Source organism: Microcystis sp. T1-4, assembly GCF_000297435.1.
GTDB lineage: Bacteria > Cyanobacteriota > Cyanobacteriia > Cyanobacteriales > Microcystaceae > Microcystis.
The window spans coordinates 16,852-33,900 of sequence record NZ_CAIP01000123.1 but is presented as its reverse complement, the minus strand read 5'-3'; the positions used below and the strand labels follow the sequence as shown (position 1 = coordinate 33,900).

Annotated in this window: 11 protein-coding genes; 3 read left to right on the top strand and 8 right to left on the bottom strand. The window is 39.7% G+C overall.

Features of this window, described 5'->3' with window-relative positions; all coding sequences use genetic code 11:
* The first annotated feature begins 283 nt into the window (after nt 1-283).
* The 3 genes from MICAI_RS07145 to MICAI_RS27545 all read left to right on the top strand — a co-directional run bounded on the left by MICAI_RS07145 (nt 284) and on the right by MICAI_RS27545 (nt 1,963).
* A complete protein-coding gene (locus MICAI_RS07145; RefSeq protein WP_039899763.1) occupies nt 284-1,033 on the top strand; it encodes an SIMPL domain-containing protein in 750 nt (249 codons plus the stop codon).
* A 219-nt stretch (nt 1,034-1,252) separates the two neighbouring features.
* Nucleotides 1,253-1,717 (top strand): helix-turn-helix domain-containing protein, encoded by a 465-nt coding sequence (locus MICAI_RS07140; RefSeq protein WP_008199691.1) that lies wholly within the window; start codon nt 1,253-1,255, stop codon nt 1,715-1,717.
* A gap of 114 nt (nt 1,718-1,831) precedes the next feature.
* Nucleotides 1,832-1,963 (top strand): hypothetical protein, encoded by a 132-nt coding sequence (locus MICAI_RS27545; protein WP_255348749.1) that lies wholly within the window; start codon nt 1,832-1,834, stop codon nt 1,961-1,963.
* A gap of 43 nt (nt 1,964-2,006) precedes the next feature.
* On the opposite strand, the gene MICAI_RS07135 is transcribed toward MICAI_RS27545, so the two are convergent.
* From MICAI_RS07135 to MICAI_RS07095, 8 genes are all read right to left on the bottom strand, one after another.
* The gene (locus MICAI_RS07135) at nt 2,007-3,668 is read right to left on the bottom strand and encodes a GUN4 domain-containing protein (RefSeq protein ID WP_051011165.1); all 1,662 of its coding nucleotides are present in this window, start codon (nt 3,666-3,668) and stop codon (nt 2,007-2,009) included.
* Nucleotides 3,669-3,779: 111 nt separating this feature from the next.
* The gene (locus tag MICAI_RS07130) at nt 3,780-4,241 is read right to left on the bottom strand and encodes a hypothetical protein (RefSeq protein WP_008199687.1); all 462 of its coding nucleotides are present in this window, start codon (nt 4,239-4,241) and stop codon (nt 3,780-3,782) included.
* Nucleotides 4,242-4,292: 51 nt separating this feature from the next.
* On the bottom strand, nt 4,293-6,314 hold the full coding sequence (locus MICAI_RS07125) for a phospholipase effector Tle1 domain-containing protein (protein WP_008199684.1): 2,022 nt from the start codon (nt 6,312-6,314) through the stop codon (nt 4,293-4,295).
* A 326-nt stretch (nt 6,315-6,640) separates the two neighbouring features.
* Complete coding sequence (locus tag MICAI_RS07120; RefSeq protein ID WP_008199681.1) at nt 6,641-8,653, bottom strand: ABC transporter ATP-binding protein/permease; 2,013 nt, start codon at nt 8,651-8,653, stop codon at nt 6,641-6,643.
* 55 nt (nt 8,654-8,708) lie between these two features.
* On the bottom strand, nt 8,709-9,911 hold the full coding sequence (locus MICAI_RS07115) for a thioester reductase domain-containing protein (protein ID WP_008199679.1): 1,203 nt from the start codon (nt 9,909-9,911) through the stop codon (nt 8,709-8,711).
* Nucleotides 9,912-9,928: 17 nt separating this feature from the next.
* On the bottom strand, nt 9,929-10,966 hold the full coding sequence (locus MICAI_RS07110; RefSeq protein ID WP_008199677.1) for a methyltransferase: 1,038 nt from the start codon (nt 10,964-10,966) through the stop codon (nt 9,929-9,931).
* Nucleotides 10,967-11,255: 289 nt separating this feature from the next.
* Nucleotides 11,256-12,620 carry an aminotransferase family protein gene (locus tag MICAI_RS07100; protein WP_008199674.1) on the bottom strand — a complete coding sequence of 455 codons (1,365 nt, stop codon included), beginning with the start codon at nt 12,618-12,620 and terminating at the stop codon, nt 11,256-11,258.
* Nucleotides 12,617-17,011, bottom strand: a complete 4,395-nt coding sequence (locus tag MICAI_RS07095; RefSeq protein ID WP_232306156.1) for a non-ribosomal peptide synthetase — start codon at nt 17,009-17,011, stop codon at nt 12,617-12,619. The genes MICAI_RS07100 and MICAI_RS07095 overlap by 4 nt, the downstream gene beginning before the upstream one ends.
* Nucleotides 17,012-17,049: the final 38 nt, after the last annotated feature.

Below are 17,049 nucleotides of genomic sequence, written 5' to 3'. Positions count from 1 at the left end.
CCTTGTGTTGTGGTGCAAAATGATGCTCTGAATCAGTCACAAATTGGGACGGTTATTAAACCTCTTGCATAATTAATTTTTGAGGGTTCAAAAACGGTAAAAACAAGGATTAAATTGCATAAAATCTGTAAATAGACCATTTATTTGAGACGAGGGACTGAATCATCTCCGCTGTCAAAGCGCATCAACCTGATGCGAGAAAAATTGATTTTTGTAAATAATAATTTCAACGCGCTCGCTACTAGCATAGGATAGAAACGTTGAATTTCCAGGAGGGGTGATGATGAAAGACAGTTCTATATTCCGACGTTTCCCGCAGGTATTCGCGGGTTTATCGGTGCTATCGATCGCTCTCGTCTTGAGTTCGTGGATAGCGGCGCGCTCCCTCTTAGCAGTGAAACGGGCCAGCGATGTTTTTGTCGTGACCGGTTCGGCAAAAAGGGCGATCACATCCGATTATCTTCTTTGGCGTTTGTCGGTTTCCAGTCAACAACCGACTGCCCGCGACGCCTACCGCGATCTGACCATGCAAACCGAGCGGATACGAGCTTATCTCAAAGAAAAACAAGTTCCCGACGACGCAATCACCACCAATGCGATCGAGACGATGCCGATTCCCGAAGTAACGACTAACGGCCAGGAGACCGGGCAAATTCTCGCCTATCGCCTCACCCAACGCTTCGAGATTCGAGCAGGCGATGTGACCCGTTATACGGAACTTTCTAGGCAGGTAACGGAATTGATCGAGGAGGGAATTAACCTCGTCTCCGAACCCCCCCAATACCTTTACACCCAACTGGATAAGCTGCGGGTGGAAATGGTGGCGGCAGCGACCAAGGACGCAAGAGCGAGAGCCGAAGCGATCGCCGGTAGTACCGGCAGTCGGGTGGGAAGGGTGCGCGATGCGAAAACGGGAGTTTTTCAGATCACCTCGCGCAATTCCACTGACGTGAGCGATTCGGGAATTTACGACACTTCCTCGATCGACAAAGATATTACTGCGGTGGTTTCGGTGACGTTCGGGATCGAGTGAATTACAACACAATCCTTACTGCTGTCTAGGCAGGGAAGCCTCTGTGCTAGAGCTAGACTTGACGATGAGAGCAATGGGAACTAGGCCAATCCGCTTGGCTGAGATTAGGGTTTCCAAGACTAATCTCGCAGATTTTGCGCTTTTGACGCTTCCTTTGGCACGTTTACCGTCTGATGCTAAATCCTGTTATAATAGGGTAAATAAAAACCAGGAGATAAAATGCCGAAGAAAGCTTACTTAGCTGAACATCTAAGTTCAGAGGAACTGAAAGATAGATACAGAAGTAGTCAAGACTCAGTGGAAACAAGAAGATGGCACTTATTGTGGAAAATATCCTTAGGATGGACAATCAAAAATGCGGCAGTAGCTGTGGGATTAGATTATCAATATAGTTTTAGAATTCTCAAAAGATATAATGAATTAGGAGAAGAAGGAGTTACAAATCTCAAGAAAAAAAGTGTGGAACATCGGAGAGGAAAAGAACCTTTATTGAAGGAAGAACAGTTGCAAAAATTAAAAGAAGAACTGAAAAAACGTCCTGCCGATGGAGGAATCTGGACAGGTCCGAAGGTGGCTAGATGGATAGAAAAGGAAACGGGACGAGAAAAAGTTTGGAATCAAAGGGGATGGGATTACTTAAAAAAAGTGCGGTTATTCTTGTCAAAAACCGAGGCCAAAACATAAAAAGCTAACCCCAGTTAAACCAGAAAAATTTAAGCAGAATTTACCAGTAAAATTTTAATATTAAGACATAAATTTCCCAATGCTCAGAGAGAAGTTAAAAACTGTAAGTTGCCGATGGAATCATGCTCGATTTTCTACTGTGCTGATTCGCCAGAATTACAGCCAGCCGAGAGGTTGTGGTCTCTAGTAGATGAATCCCTGGTTAATGAGCATTTTGAAACGATGGAAGAAAGGGAAGAACAATGACTTATGATTGATTGTTATCAGCTTTTCAAAACAGGATTTGGCATTAAAAGTCAGACAGAGGAATAATTCCACAGGCTTGAATTTTGTTTAAAACGAGGTGAAGTTGCCACAATAACCAATTGCCAACCCTCCAGAAAGCCAAGGAGTTTTGATGGTCAGAAACCTCCCCAGATGGGGAACAAAGATTTTCTTCAAAAATCAGCCAATGAACGGGTAAATGACCGAGGGGAGAATTCGGCTCTAATTGAAAGTTTAGTTGCTCATAATTGAGCCATTGACCCTGCTGCCGCCAACCTAGGCGCTCACCAAGTTTCTTTTGAGTTTCATAATCCACTAAACCACCGAGACTAGAGAAAATAGCTTGCTGAATACTAAAACCGAAATGACCGTTACTATAATGGAGCCAAAGTTGATCAATTTTTTTCAGTTCCGAACAAGGTAATTGAGCAATATCTTGAGGATAAACCTCATTCCAGTAGATCTTACCCAAAATTTTCAATAGTAGTTTGGTCGTTTGGCGATCAGCGGCTTGCCACTGTTGCTTTCTTAGCAAATCTTGTAATTGATTATAATCAATATCCGCCGATTCTTGAGTTAAGATATTTGGGGAAGTCTGGGGATTTTTAGAACTAGAAGATTTGTCAAGACTGTTTTGAGTGAATTGAGAAACAACTATTGCCGGGGGAGTTTTTGGCCTAGTGTCTTTTTGACAAGCCTCTTGTTCTGCTAAATGATGAGATAATTTATTGATGGTTTTTTCTAGGGAAATAAATTGTGCTGACCATTCACTTTCATTGAATAAGTAATCATTAACTTGGCCAGAGGACAAAGCATCTTTTAACCTTGCTTCTTTCTCGTAACCAGTCGCCAGGAAATTGAGCAAAAACTCAGAATTCATGGCGGAATCTGACGTTTCTAACAGATCAGGCTGAGGTATAAAAATATTATCTACTAAATACTTAATTTCTCCCACTGTTGCATAAAATTCTTCATCCACCTTAATAACTTCTTCTATTAATAATTGAAAAGGAGCAAAATAGTCCTGTAAGTAGTTTTCAAAATTAACCGCATTTTGGGCAAGATCAGCAATTTCTTGGCGAACCCGTTGAGCTCTGAGTTGATAATGATTTAATTCCTCATAAATTTTGAGTTCTTGGATAATTGTTTGCACAATTTTTTTCTGATTTTGAGTATCCTCGGCTAATTTCTGAACTCCTTCCCCTAGCAATTTAGTTTTTTTCAACATCAAAAAAGATGTTTTTCCCAGTAGCAAAATTGCCCGAAAATTTTCCTGTTTTTCCAGCTTGAGTTGCTCGAGAATATTTTGATTGTTATTATTTTTAATTTCCAGTTTTATTCTCTCGTAGTCTAAGATTTTTAATTCTTGATATTTTTGGGAAAATAAAATTTTTAGATTGTCACTGAGTTGCAGTAAAAAACGATAATATCCTTCTTGATAGAGTTCTAGTCCATTAATTAATGAATTATAGTCTTTAATTAATAACTGAGTCTCGAGCAAGATTTCCTGTTGAGTAATTTTTTCTTTTCGTTTGATAATCTTACCAAAATAGTAATGGTAGCGAACTCCTTCCTGAATTAATTTCCGACGTTCCTTGATGATTTTCTGAAAATTTTTTAAGCATCTATTCTTAAAAACAGGAAGTTGATAGCTTTGCTCATAAATGGCAATCTTTTTATAGGTCATCAGATTTTGAGAGTTCCTATTTAGCATAGCTATCTTAGACCAAAAAATTTCTCAATACTTAGCAATAATTATTCGCTTCCCCCAGCTATTGCAAGAGGGAGCAATCCCTAATTAAACATTTTCAACGACAACTGTTCCATTTTCAACAACTGTTTCATTTTCAACAACTGGTTCCTTTTCAATAACTGGTTCATTTTCAATAACAACTGTTTGAGGACTTTCAGGAGTTGGATCAGTTACCGTTTCTGGCTGCTTTACTGTCTGTTCTTGATACTCGGTTAAGTGTTTTTTGGTTTTTAATTTCAAGTCATCAGTCAGAGGTAAACTATCAATTTCAGCCAAAAGTGTTTCCAGAGATTCTTTTTTACTTCGCTCGGCGTAAAAAGCATTGAGAACCGCTTCAATTCCGTACTCGGCGATCGCATCTCCTAAGACAGTCACCAACCCCATCGCTCCGATACCCAGAAAAACGACAAAGGGTTGTCCGAGGGTGAGAATTAGCACGATGACAGCAATAATAGCCGAAGCTAAATAAGCACCAGCAACTTTTTTAATAATGTTATCAAGTTCCATAAAAATCACCTCAAATTTTTAGCGAAGGATTAGTTTAATTGTAAAGCAAGGTTAATCTGTCTGTTGCTCGCTGTCAAGTAAAGCTTGAAGAAAAGGTTCAAGACTTTTGGGACGATAATCGGAAAAAGCCTTTAATCGTTTTACCACACTGTGATGAACGGTGACAACTTTGCCATTGAAAGTTCGCCATTCTTCCCCTCCCAATGCCGCCAATCCCTTAACCGCATTATCGAACTTGATGGTGGGGTCTAGTTTAATTTGGAATTCCTCAGATTCAGGGAGGGTTGAGTTAAACTCTAATCCCAATTTTTTGGCTTGATTAATCATCCATTGTAACGGGTAATCGGCAAGTCCTTGATATTCTTTTTTGCCACCGCCTAGACAGGTATGTTCACCGACAAACAAAACTTCTTTGACAACTTGTTCGGGATTTTCGGGGTTGGCTTTGATCGGAGTCGAAGGGAAGTTTTTACGTTTTTCATCAATGGCAACAGCCTGAAAAGCATTCTGGATAATCGGACTTAATTTTGTGTTACTAAATTCATATTTTTTATGATAAAACTTAGCCAGGGGAAACCAAGGAGTTAAATCGGGAATACCAAAATCCCCCACGGTATCCCAACAACCTAACATCTTAACTGGAATACGCTCTTGAAGATCTTCCTTTTCTGTCTCAATTTTTTTAGCATTAGCGGCACGGAATTGTCGAGCTTTAGCACTATCAGCACTAACGGTGTGGTCCCGATAGAGTTGATAAGCCTGGGGAATTGCTTGAAGCTTAGAGCGTTTTAGGATTCCACATTTATCGATAAAACTGGCCAAACAACGAACGATATATGCTCCTCGACTAAAACCTAACAAATAAATTTCATCCTCGCTTGTGGGATTATAGTTAAGGACAAGAAAACGATAGGCATCTTGAATCATCCGATCGAGGCCGCAGCCAAAAGTTTCATTCCCTAAATTTTTAATAAATTCGTTGTCTTCGGGGCCGCCATAACCTGATAAAAAGATGATTTGGGGGGTTTGATCCTCGGCAATATGCTTAATAGATGTGGCGAATTTAACCACATTGGTGGGATCAGCACTGACCGAGTCTTCCCAAGAACCATCACAACAAACAATTAACCGTTTTTTCTGGCTTGAGTTAGTGACTATAGCGGGTTCAGAAATTGCCGTTTCAGCAATCTCCTCAATTTCATTGCTCTCGTTGTTGGCAAGAGCAGCTTCTTCGGTGATTATCGTTGATTCTGGATTCTCTTCCGGGGAAGGTTCTTGATGTTCGGCTGGAGCATTCTGTTCAATCGCTTCTTCTTCTTCAAGGGAGTCAAAAATTTCGTTGACCATTGTTATCCTTTTCGCATTCCTTCTAGCTTTACTGCTAGTCTGAGTTTTTGATTTAGGGATCGAGGTTGATTTAGAGGGAAGACTATCTAGTTGCCAGGTTGTCCCATAAAGAACACCATGATTACCATAACTTGTTTGATCCTCAGCACTGCCATTGAGTGATAAATAAGTGACTAAGCCAACGTCATCAACCCCGGGAGATTGATACATCGTTTTTTGGATTTCTTCTTGGCTAAGTGCTTGATTCCAAAGAGAAAATTCAGCGAGACAACCTTGCCAATAATGAGCGGGATTAACAGAGGCCCCCAAGATAATTTTTTCAATCCCGGTTAAGGACCGGTTATGACCGTTGCCACGATGCCAAATGATCCCATTGCGATAGATCAACATTCGGCCTGTGGCGGCATTTTTGACAAAGGCCCAATGAGTCCAGTTATTATAATCCTTAAGCTTGACTTTTTTTTCAATTCGATCGAAACCTTCTTCATTACCCGCATCCCAAAAAATCGCAGGTTTCACGGCATCACCCCAGGGCAGAGTAATATGTAGGACGCGGTTATTTTCCTGATTAACAGCTTCTAAAAGAGTCGTTTCTGTAGCTAAATTATTTTCCCCTTTTGCCCAAAATGTAATGGTAATACTTTGATCGATGTCGAGAAATCCCCGGGATAGCTCCATCTGATCATCAATGCCATTAAATTTTAGTACAGAGCGTTGTTCAGCCATTGGTTTTGTAATTGCCCAGGGGAGAAAGAGGTAATCAGGGGTTCAGGGACTCTGACCAATAAGAGACTGACCTATCCGTTGCGGTCTTTCTGAACCCTACCGCCTAGCTTACCACATTTTAATCATCTAGCGATATAAGTGAGAAGTTTTCGTAAAATTTAGTTTCAATAGCCTCTCATCCTATATTCTTACTCAATTCTTGTTGGTAGAAACTGGCAATTAAATTGCTGGCATCCTCAGACAGCTGGCGGGTTTGTCCAGGTTCTGGGATCGATTCGCGGTCCGGCTATTGGCCTGATTATATCAATCTTTTGCAGCCAGAGAGCTTAAGGTGAGATTTTAAGCCACTTTAAGATTTGAGGATTTTTGTCATAACGATAGGTAAAACCATCCTTGGCTAGGATCAAATTTCCGCGACTAGCTTTACTACGAACACTAGAGAGCGATAAGTCGGTTAATAGTTTCATCTCTTGATGAGAAAGTCCCTCAAGAGACTGATGTGTTTCTGGAGATTCTGACCCATGATTAATGGTAATATCAGGTTTTACAGAATTGTTCTTAGGGGTATTAGTAAACATTTCTTGCGCTTTCTTAAGGCGATAATCCTCAACGGTCGAGAGTTCCCAACTAGAGTTAGCCGAGAGTTCTAGAACCCATTGATGATAATTAAAGAGACTTTCTCGATGACCGACACTAATAAAAGTTGTCTTACGAGCTTTTAATTGCTCATATAGAATCCTTTCGTTGACTAAATCTAGGGCGCTGGTTGCTTCATCTAAAATGATAAAACTGGGGGGATTAACTAAGAGCCGAGCAAAGGCTAGACGTTGTTGTTCTCCTAGGGAGAGAATGTTTTCCCAGGGTTTTTCAGAGTCAAATTCATCCACCCGACTTAGGGCGTTTTGTAAATTGACTTGTTGCAATACTGCTTGAATTTCGCTATTAGTTATCTGACGCTCGGTCTGAGGATAGAGCAGTTGTTCGCGTAAGGTTCCTAAGATAATGTAGGGACGTTGGGGTAAAAAGAGAATTTCTTCAAGGGGTGGCCGTATTAAACGTCCGGTACCGGAATTCCATAAACCCGCGATCGCTCGTAGGAGGGAACTTTTGCCGCGGCCACTAGGGCCAACAATCAGTAATCCTTCACCGGGTTGAACAGAAAGAGATAGATCTTCGACAATTACCTGCTCATAGTCGGGAGTTTGTAAAGTGACTTTCTCAAAGGCAAAATGATTTTCTTCTATAGTTTTGATCGTGTTGATATTCTCCGGTTGTTGAGTGACGGTTTCTAGGGCAGTCGCAAATTCATTTAAACGTTCAACATAACTAGAAAATCGTCCCGAAATGCCAAATTCAGTGATCAGGTCGCCCAAAGAAGTAGCGAATATATAACAGGCTGTGGAAGCTTGTTCCACCTGTCCATAATCGATCTCACCTCTAATATACAAAGGTCCAAGAATTAAGAAGGGAAATACTTGAATAGCGGCTTGATAGCCCCTAGCAAACAGTTCGTTCCCTCTTTCCCAATCAATTTTATCGAGAGTATCTTCTAATACCTTTTTAAATCTTCGCTGAATGATATTTAATTCTTCTTTCTCCCCCCGAAAAAAAGCGATGGATTCAGCATGATTCCGAACGTGAGTTAACGCATAATTATAATCAGCTTTTGAAGCTAATTGCTTTTCATTGATCTTGATTAATTCTTGATTTAAATAAAGGGCGATAAAATTACCGATGACTGTATAAATAAGTAACGGAATAGCAATCCGCTCAGAAATCGTCCAAATCACCACTAAAAAGACAAGCATCTTCAGGCTTTTTTCTAGAAAAGATGAGAAAAAGCTAAGAGCATTACTGGTGATCGGTTCAATTTCTTGAGCAATGCGTTGATCGGGATTATCAATATCAGATTTGAAATTAATTTTATAATAGGCACGCTTATGGAAGTATTTAGTTAAAACCTGACCATTTAGCCATTCATACCAATCCAAAGCAATTTTTTTGGAAATATTTTTACTGTAACCGACTAGCAGTGTCACCAGGATCAGCCCAATCACATAGGCGATCAATTCCTGATTAAATCTGGCATAGTCTCCCTGTTGTACAATTGCGTCAATCAAGCGACGAATAGCAAAACTATTAAAAAGCGTTACGACTACTAGACCGAGGATTAGAAAAAGTAGCAAAAATAGCATTCCCCAGCCACGAATTACTGCGGGAAAGCTTCTTGTTCCTGGTTCGGTCGGATACCAGTAAGGTTGAGTGATCGCCTTGACATCTTTCAAAAATTGGTTAAAAGAAGCAAGTGCATTTTTATTTTCAGCAACTTGGGTTGACATATTTTCAAAAAAAAGGGTTGACGCTATTGGTAGTCGGGCAGCAGTTGAGCCTCTGCTAGTTTAACATTTTTGTCTCATATTTTTTCCAAGCAAGTAAATAAGTAGAGATCAGGGATAAATCGAGAGGATGACAAACGATGGAGCTACTGGCTAATCCTTCCATGGTTTGACAAGCATCGAAGCGAGGCTTTGTCTGACTAATCATTTTAGCTGATTTTAAAATAATTGGGAACCAAGAACTAACGGCTTTTTCTCCTCCCCGCTCAAAAAGGTAATTTTCAACCATTACTAACCAATTTTTATCGGATACCGCTTCAGTGGCATAACCACAGGCATTAATTAGTTCAAAAAGTCTCTGCCATGAAATTGATTCAGGATTAACTAAATGAAAGGTTTTTCCTAAAAGTTGCTTTTGCCTTGAGAGATAAACAATAGCTTTACTGGCATAGTCCATGGGAATAATATTTATATCCACATCAAAAGTGGGAAATTTTTCTGATTTAATACATATTTGAATAAACCTAAAAAAGAAATTATTGGATTTTCGATAAATTCCAGTTTTGCTGTCACCCATAATTCTTGTAGGTCGATAAATAGAGACGGGCAAACCTCTTTTTTGAGCTAGGTGTATTAATTCTTCAGCAACCCATTTGCTTTGTTTATAGCCCGTATTTAAACTGGGAGAAAATCGAGGAAATTCTGTCTCTCTAATGGGTGTATCTTGTCTATGAGCCTGACTAAAAAAAATGGCCAGTGTCGAGATAAAATGAACAGGTTTAGTTTTTCTTAGTCCGGCTAACTTAAGAATTTCTTGAGTTCCCAGAACATTAACCGCTTTCATTTGATAGTAAGGGGGGATCGGGTCGTTTTGTGATCCGTTATGATAAATAACATCAATCTCGCTGGCTAATTGACAAAACTCTTTCTCAGAAAGACCTAGCAATGGTTGAGACAAATCGCCAAGCATCGGGATAATACGAGCCTCAAAATGTTGCTGCCAAAGTTGGTAAGATTGGAGGTTTTCTTTTAGTCGCTGTTTACCAGTTTCTAAAGTATGACAACGAATTAAACAATAGATATTAGCGGTGGTTTGATCGAGCAGTTCCCTGAGCAAATAAGCCCCTAAAAATCCAGTAGCACCAGTTAAAAAAATTGATTTTGGCTCGTCAAAATTGTCCTTGAGAGGACTGTCAAAACTGATATCAGGATTAAGAATAGCCTCTGTTTTTAAATCTGGAATACATTCTTGATTGCTCATTATTTGCTAGGACATATCTAATTTAATTTAGGGAGTGGACTTGCTTCAATCAAACTCTGCACAGGCATAGTGTCAATAATTCTATCTATTTGAAATCCAGCCCTTGTCAATAGGACTTTTAATTCATTTTCTGAGCGAATTTTTCCTGAATGAAGCATCCATAACTGTAGATCAGCTAAATTATCTCTCCAATAAATCTTGCGGATAATTCTTTCTGCGATTAATAATCGAGATGTGGAAGGCATATACTGGCGACAGTTTTTGAGAATATCAACCACTTGTTGATCATTCCAACTGAGCAAAACTTGCTTGAGTAAATAAACATCAGCTAGGACGGGAACCGATTCAAAAAAATCTCCACTTATCAACTCACAGCGTTCGCTTACCCCTTCCTGTTTCAATAAATTTTTGGCTTTTTCAAGGGAGTATGGCTGTTCAAAAAGTATCCCTTTTATTTGAGGGTAACGTTTTAAGATAGCAGCAATCAGTTTTCCCTGACCGCCACCAATATCTGCCAATACTTCTACGGAGGAAAAATCATAAGCTTCTAATATTTTGGCTATTTGGAATGTGGTTATATCATTCATTGATTGATCATAAACTTTATTTTGGCTAGGATTCTCTCGATGGTACTCCTCAATATCAAGACCATACATGGCTTTAAAAGCTCCTTCACCAGTCGTTAAACTTTGGGTAAAATTGCCCCAACAAGCATAACTTTCTTCTATCTCGGTAATTAGCCAGTTGCGTAAAGTTCCCACTTGATCATCCCTTAGATAAGCCGCTAAGGGAGTATTTTGAAAATAATCCGGTTGATTTTCTTGCAAAACTCCTAAACTGACCAAAGTTCGTAAAAGACGATAGAGAGAATCAGCATGAGTGTTAGTTTCCGTCGCTAATTCTTGATAGTGTTTTGAGCCATCTCCTAACAAATCAAGAATCCCTAATTTTACAGCAGCATAAATACATTGACTGATCTGAAACCCCCTAATCATCAGTAAAACGGTGTCTCTAGGAGATATTTGATTTGGGGTTTCTCTGGGAAGATTAAACATAATTTAATGACCTTTTTGATTGAGCTTACGGATTCCCTAAAAAGGGTATTTTTTGCTAAGAATAAATCCTTGGCTAAATTATTAACGATTTTACTTTAGTTGTCAACAATTCTAGGCTTGACTGTATTATTCCCTCAGTTTGAACCAGAAACAGCAAAAACGAGAGCCTCTTGCTCAATTCTTTGGTCAGGGTGACTTACTGAATTAGCCGCACCTTTGGAAATAGTAACCGCCGCCAGAGTACAAGAGTATTTAGCTGTTGGTAGCAGACTGTTTTGAGCGATCATCTTTAACACACCTCAACCAATTTTAAAGACTGTTTTACTTGCTTGAAAGTTAACTCTAACTTTTCCACCAATTCATCACATTGACTTTCTGTGATAATAAAGGGTGGCGAAATTAAGATATGGTCTCCATCGACTCCGACACCAGTACCAAACCTCCCTCTGAGTATTAATCCATTTTCTAAGCCTAGTTGCATAATTTTTTCAGTAATACCTAGAGAACGAGAAAAAGGTTGATGATTGTCTCGATTTTTAACAAATTCAATTCCTATTAATAATCCTTCCCCCCGAACATCGCCTATGATTGGCTCCCGTTCAGCCAGTTTTTCTAATTGATGTTTGAGGTATTTACCCATCACTGCACATCGTTCTATTAAATTATGTTTAGCCATATAGTTCTGCACAGCTAAAGCCGCAGCGCAACTAATAGGATGACCGGCATAGGTAAACAATGACAGGGGTATATTTTTAGTTGCATTGTCAAATACTTCCCGAACCCGTTGATGAACAATAACTGCACCAATGGGAGCGTACCCGCTGCTTAAGGCTTTCGTGGCTGTAATTATATCGGGAATTGCCGCCCAATGGTCAACGCCAAAGTTTTTACCCGTTCGACCAAAACCCGTGATAACTTCCTCAGAAATCCAAAGAATATCATAGAAATCACAAATTTCTCGCACTTTTTCATAATAGCCAGGAGGCGGAACAATGGCACTCCCGGCACCGCCAATAATCGGTTCAGCGACGAAAGCTGCTATGGTATCTGCTCCTTCTTGTTCGATTATTCTTGCTAGTTCATTAGCACAAGTTAATTCACAACTGGGATAGGTAAGTTTATAGGGACATTGATAACAGTGAGGTGCTTGAATATGGGGAAAATTTAAGAGGTCAAAGGGTGATAAACTTTCTCGCACAAACCTACTACCAGTCATGGCGAGAGTGGCAATTGTATGTCCGTGATAGCTATGCCAACGAGAAATAATTTTGTATTTGCTGGCTTTGCCTCGTAGTTTATGGTAATAAAGAGCTATTTGAAAAGCCATTTCATTAGCTGTTGAACCACTGGTGACAAAACCGACTCTATCCATACCTTCGGGAGCCATTGTTGTCACCACATTAGCTAACTTTTCTTGGGGTTCACTGGTAAATTGAGCCTTATGAATAAAACACAGTTGACGAGCTTGTTCTGCCATGGCATCGGCCACTTCTGTGACACCATGACCGATGGAAATAACATGAGTCCCCCCGATGGCATCTAGATAGGTTTTTCCCTCTGAATCATAAACATAAATACCTTTTCCCGATTCTGCCATTAAACAGGTATTATGCCAACGAGTTGTATTGAAAACGTGGGATTGATCGGTTTTCATTGATTGACGATTACCTCTAATAAATTTTCAAAATTTGACGCTATCCTAGCGATGGTATCCGCTTCAAACAAATCTTTTTTATACTTCCACCATAGCTTAATAACAGTTCCGGAAGGGGTATTTTTTTTCCAGAACAATACTCCTAAATCTACTCTTGCCATTGATAATTTAAGCGGTATGGGGGTGACATTCAAACCCGATAATTCTAAATGCTCTGTGGGAGCTTTTTGCAAAAAGTCTAAATACACTCTAAAAAAGCGTTTATTTCGCTCTATCGGCGGGTCAAAGGTTTTGGCGATTTGCTCAAAAGGGACATCTTGGTGAGTGATAACAGCAAGCATCTCCTGTTGAACCCGTTTTAATAGGTGGAAAAAGTGGTCATTTTCGCCAAAATCAAGTCTTAAAAGCAAGTGCTTACCAAAATCTCCCATGACAGATGCAAATTGCTGCTGATTGCTATCAATCGCTGGAACGCCGATAACGAGACTTTCCTGAGGAGCGTACTGATGGAGTAAAAGTCCAAAGGTAGTGGCGATGGTGGTAAAAAAAGTCACTTTTTGTTTCTGACTCAAAATTTCTAACTGAGTAGTCAGTTCAGGAGAAATCTCTGTTTCTAGGGTGGCCGCCTGGAAGCTTTGCACCTCTGGTAGCGGTCTGTCAGTGGGAAGATTTAAAGGTTGGGGTTCTCGACTTAACCAATGTTGCCAATAGTCGCGCCTTATTTTTAGTCCTTCTTCTGTAAGAGATTGACGTTCGGCAATCACATAATCGCCATACTGTAGGGGTAATTCGGGCAAAGGAGAAGGGTTATCAGAGAGGAAAGTATCGTAGAGAAGGCTCAATTCTGGCATTAATATTTCCGAAGATTGTTCATTGGCCAGCATCATGTGTAAACCGATCAGCAAAATATGAGACGTTTCTGACAATTGTAGTAGATTAACAAACAGCCAAGGATCTTTGTCCAGAAAAACTTGTTTTTTGATTTTTTCTGCGGTTATTCTTTCTATTTCTTGCTGTTGCTCTACTTCTGAGCGGTTTCGCAGATCAATAATTTCAAGAGCTATCTTTGTGTTGGGATAGACAACCTGCCTTAAAGAACCATTGATTTCTTCTAATTTTGTTCTTAGAATTTCATGGCGACGAATAATCTCATTAAAACTTTTTTCCAAAATAGCTATATTAAGCTTTCCTTCCAGATGGAAGTAGTTAGGTAGATAATAAAAGCTCCCTAAATGACGATAATCCCAAAATCGCTCTTGAGCAAAAGAGGGCGGATAATAACGAATTTCGTCGGCAGGTTGGAGATTTGTTGCTTCAATTCTGTTAAATGTTGATGATTTTTCTGACAGACAAGTTACTATTTCAGCAATGGTGGGTGACTGAAATAGGTCAAGCATCTGCAAGTTTTTACTCAACCTTTCTTGGATTCTATTCAATAAAACAATGACCTTGAGAGAATTTCCGCCTAACTCAAAGAAGTTATCATTAATACCGATTGGCTCTAGTTGCAGAACTTCAGACCACAAGTTCGCTAATATTTCTTCTTCTCGATTACGAGGAGCTACAAAATTAGCTTTATTACTGGTTAATATATAACTCGGTTTTGCCAGTTTTGACAAGGCTAGACGGTCTATTTTATCATTAGGCGTAAGGGGCAATTTGTCTAAAATACTGATGGCATTTGGCCTCATATATTCTGGCAATTTGCTTTTAATAAATTGACCGAGTTCTAATATTAATTGCTGCTTAAATTTAATCTCGATTGGATTATTGGCATAGGTAAATATATCTTCAATAGGAGAACTAATGGGAAAAATTGCTGGTTGGAATGGTGCGGATTTATGGCTAAAAACTAGATCATAATATCCTGTGGCATCGGTATTAATCCAGCTAATCTCTAGGTGATAAGGTAAGTCCTCTACAAGAGCCATTATCCGATCAATTTCTACCCCATGCTTCGGCTGCTTACCTAGCCACTGGTTTAGTTGCTTAAGTGAGTCGCTTTGATCAGCTTCTTCTAACCATTGTTGAACCTTAACCTCCTTACTCAAACGAGCATTAGGAATACGAGAAATACCTAAATTTCTCGGTTGATATTCAGTTAAAATACGTTTAACTTCGTCTAAGTTCAGTTGTTCTTTTTGCCAGTCTAACCAATCAATCTCTGTCAACGGTTCAACGGAACTATTGATAGATAAAATCGCCTCGTAACGAAAGCGAGTTAATTCATTATCATAAACCCCAGTTTTGGGTTTTATTTGCACATGAGTAATTTCAGGAAATTGTTGTTGAAGTGCTAGGAAGAAAAAGGGATGTAATAACAACTCTTCTTCTGCTTGGTGTTTGCGGGTAATTCTTTCTCGCAATTGGCAGGCAAGAACATGATCATTAGCTCGATAAGCTTCTACCGAAGTACAATAGGTTGGCAAAAGGGCTAAATTACGAATATCTCCAACAAGAATATGACCTCCTTTTTTAACCCGTTTAATCAACCCTTCTAAAACTTGCAGTAGGTAGGCGGTACTGGGGAAATATTGCAGCACAGAGTTCATGATAATAGTATCAAAACTTTCTGACTCCAATCCCGCTAAGTCATCGGCGCTTCTTTCCCACAAAGTTACATGATCTAAACCGCCTATTGTTTGCTGAATTTTCCGAATATGATCTAAAGCAGGACGAGAAAAATCAAGACCTACATACTCGGAACAATCGGGGGCAACTCGAGTTAATAATAATCCCGTACCGCAGCCAACTTCTAAAACTTTTTCTGGGTGTAACTCTTGAATGCTTTCAACGGTTTTATCCACCCATTCGTGCATTTCTTTTTCGGGAATTGGCTGTCCGTCATAACTACTATCCCAACCAATAATATTAAAAGTAAGATCACTTTGAATAGGGGTTTGACTGTCAGTTTGCTGATTAACAGTTTTCCAAAGAGCCAGATATTCTTGTTGAGTTTTTTCCTGTTCTAAGGAATCCTCAGAAGTTAGATGAGGAACGACATAAGCGATTAACTGTTTATCCCCTAATTGATCTTGGCTGAGGATAACCGCCGCCGACTCAATCGCCGAGTGTTGAATCAATACGTTCTCAATTTCTCCTAGTTCTACCCGAAAACCTCTAATCTTAATTTGATTGTCAATGCGTCCTAAGTACTCAATGTCACCATCGGCTAAATAGCGACCCAAATCTCCAGTTTTATAAAGCCGTTCGGAGGGATTGAAAGGGTTATTGATAAAGTTTTCTTGGGTTAATTCTAGCTGATTGAGATAACCTCTCGCTAAACTAACACCAGCAATATATAATTCCCCTTGAGTTCCTTGGGGGACAGGCTGTAAATTCTGATCAAGAATATAGATTTGTGTCTGATTGATGGGACGACCAATAGGGACAGAGGTACAGTTTTCTGTTAATTTATAATTAGATAAATCACAATAGGTTGCTTCGACAGTGGTTTCTGTCGGTCCATAAGCGTTAATTAATTGGGGTACTCGGCGGAGTTTCCCAGTTTGTAGCATTTCTTCTATATATTGCTGCCATAGTTTGAGTTTTTCGGGTAATAAACTTTCTCCACCCACAAATAATAATCGCACCGATTCGGGGAAGGGTTCCTTAGTTCGCGCTAATTCGGTAATTAAAGCCTGCCAAAAAGCTGTGGGTAAATCTAAGATTGTCAGTTGCCATTCTCGACACTTTTGGATAAAGCTAGAAAATGAGCTTAACATCGCCTCAGTTCGCAAAACAACCGTGCCACCAACAGTTAAGCAAGGATAAATTTCCTCGACGGCAACATCAAAACTAATCGAGGCAAATTGTAAAATTCGATCGCTTTGACTGAGATTAGCGGTAGTCTTAACCACTTCAATAAAATTAACCACAGAGCGATGTTCAATCATCACGCCCTTGGGTTTTCCGGTGGAACCTGATGTATAGATAATATAAGCGAGGTTTTCGGGGTTAACTTCAATATCGAGATTTTCTGGCTTTTCTAGGGCAATTAGCCCCCAATCTTCATCCAATTTCAGAATTTTAACTCTCTGATTGTCCCCGAATTTACCGATTAAATAACTGTTGGTGATTATGAGAGATAATTGAGCATCTTGTATCATATAATCCAAGCGCTCCGGGGGATAGTCGGGGTCGAGGGGAACATAGGCACATCCGGCTTTTAGAATAGCCAAAAGGGCCATCACCATTTCCGGGGAACGTTCCACAGATAAACCGACGAGACTTTCCGGTTTTAGCCCATATTTTTGTAAATAATAGGCCAGTTGATTGGCTTTTTGATTTAAGCTTTCATAGCTAATTTGCCAGTTTTCCCCAATCAGAGCCATCGCTTCAGGGGTGCGTTGTACCTGCTGTTCCAATAATTGATGAATAGATTGAGTCATGGGAAATAAAGTAATTTGATTGCACTCAATGGCTATAG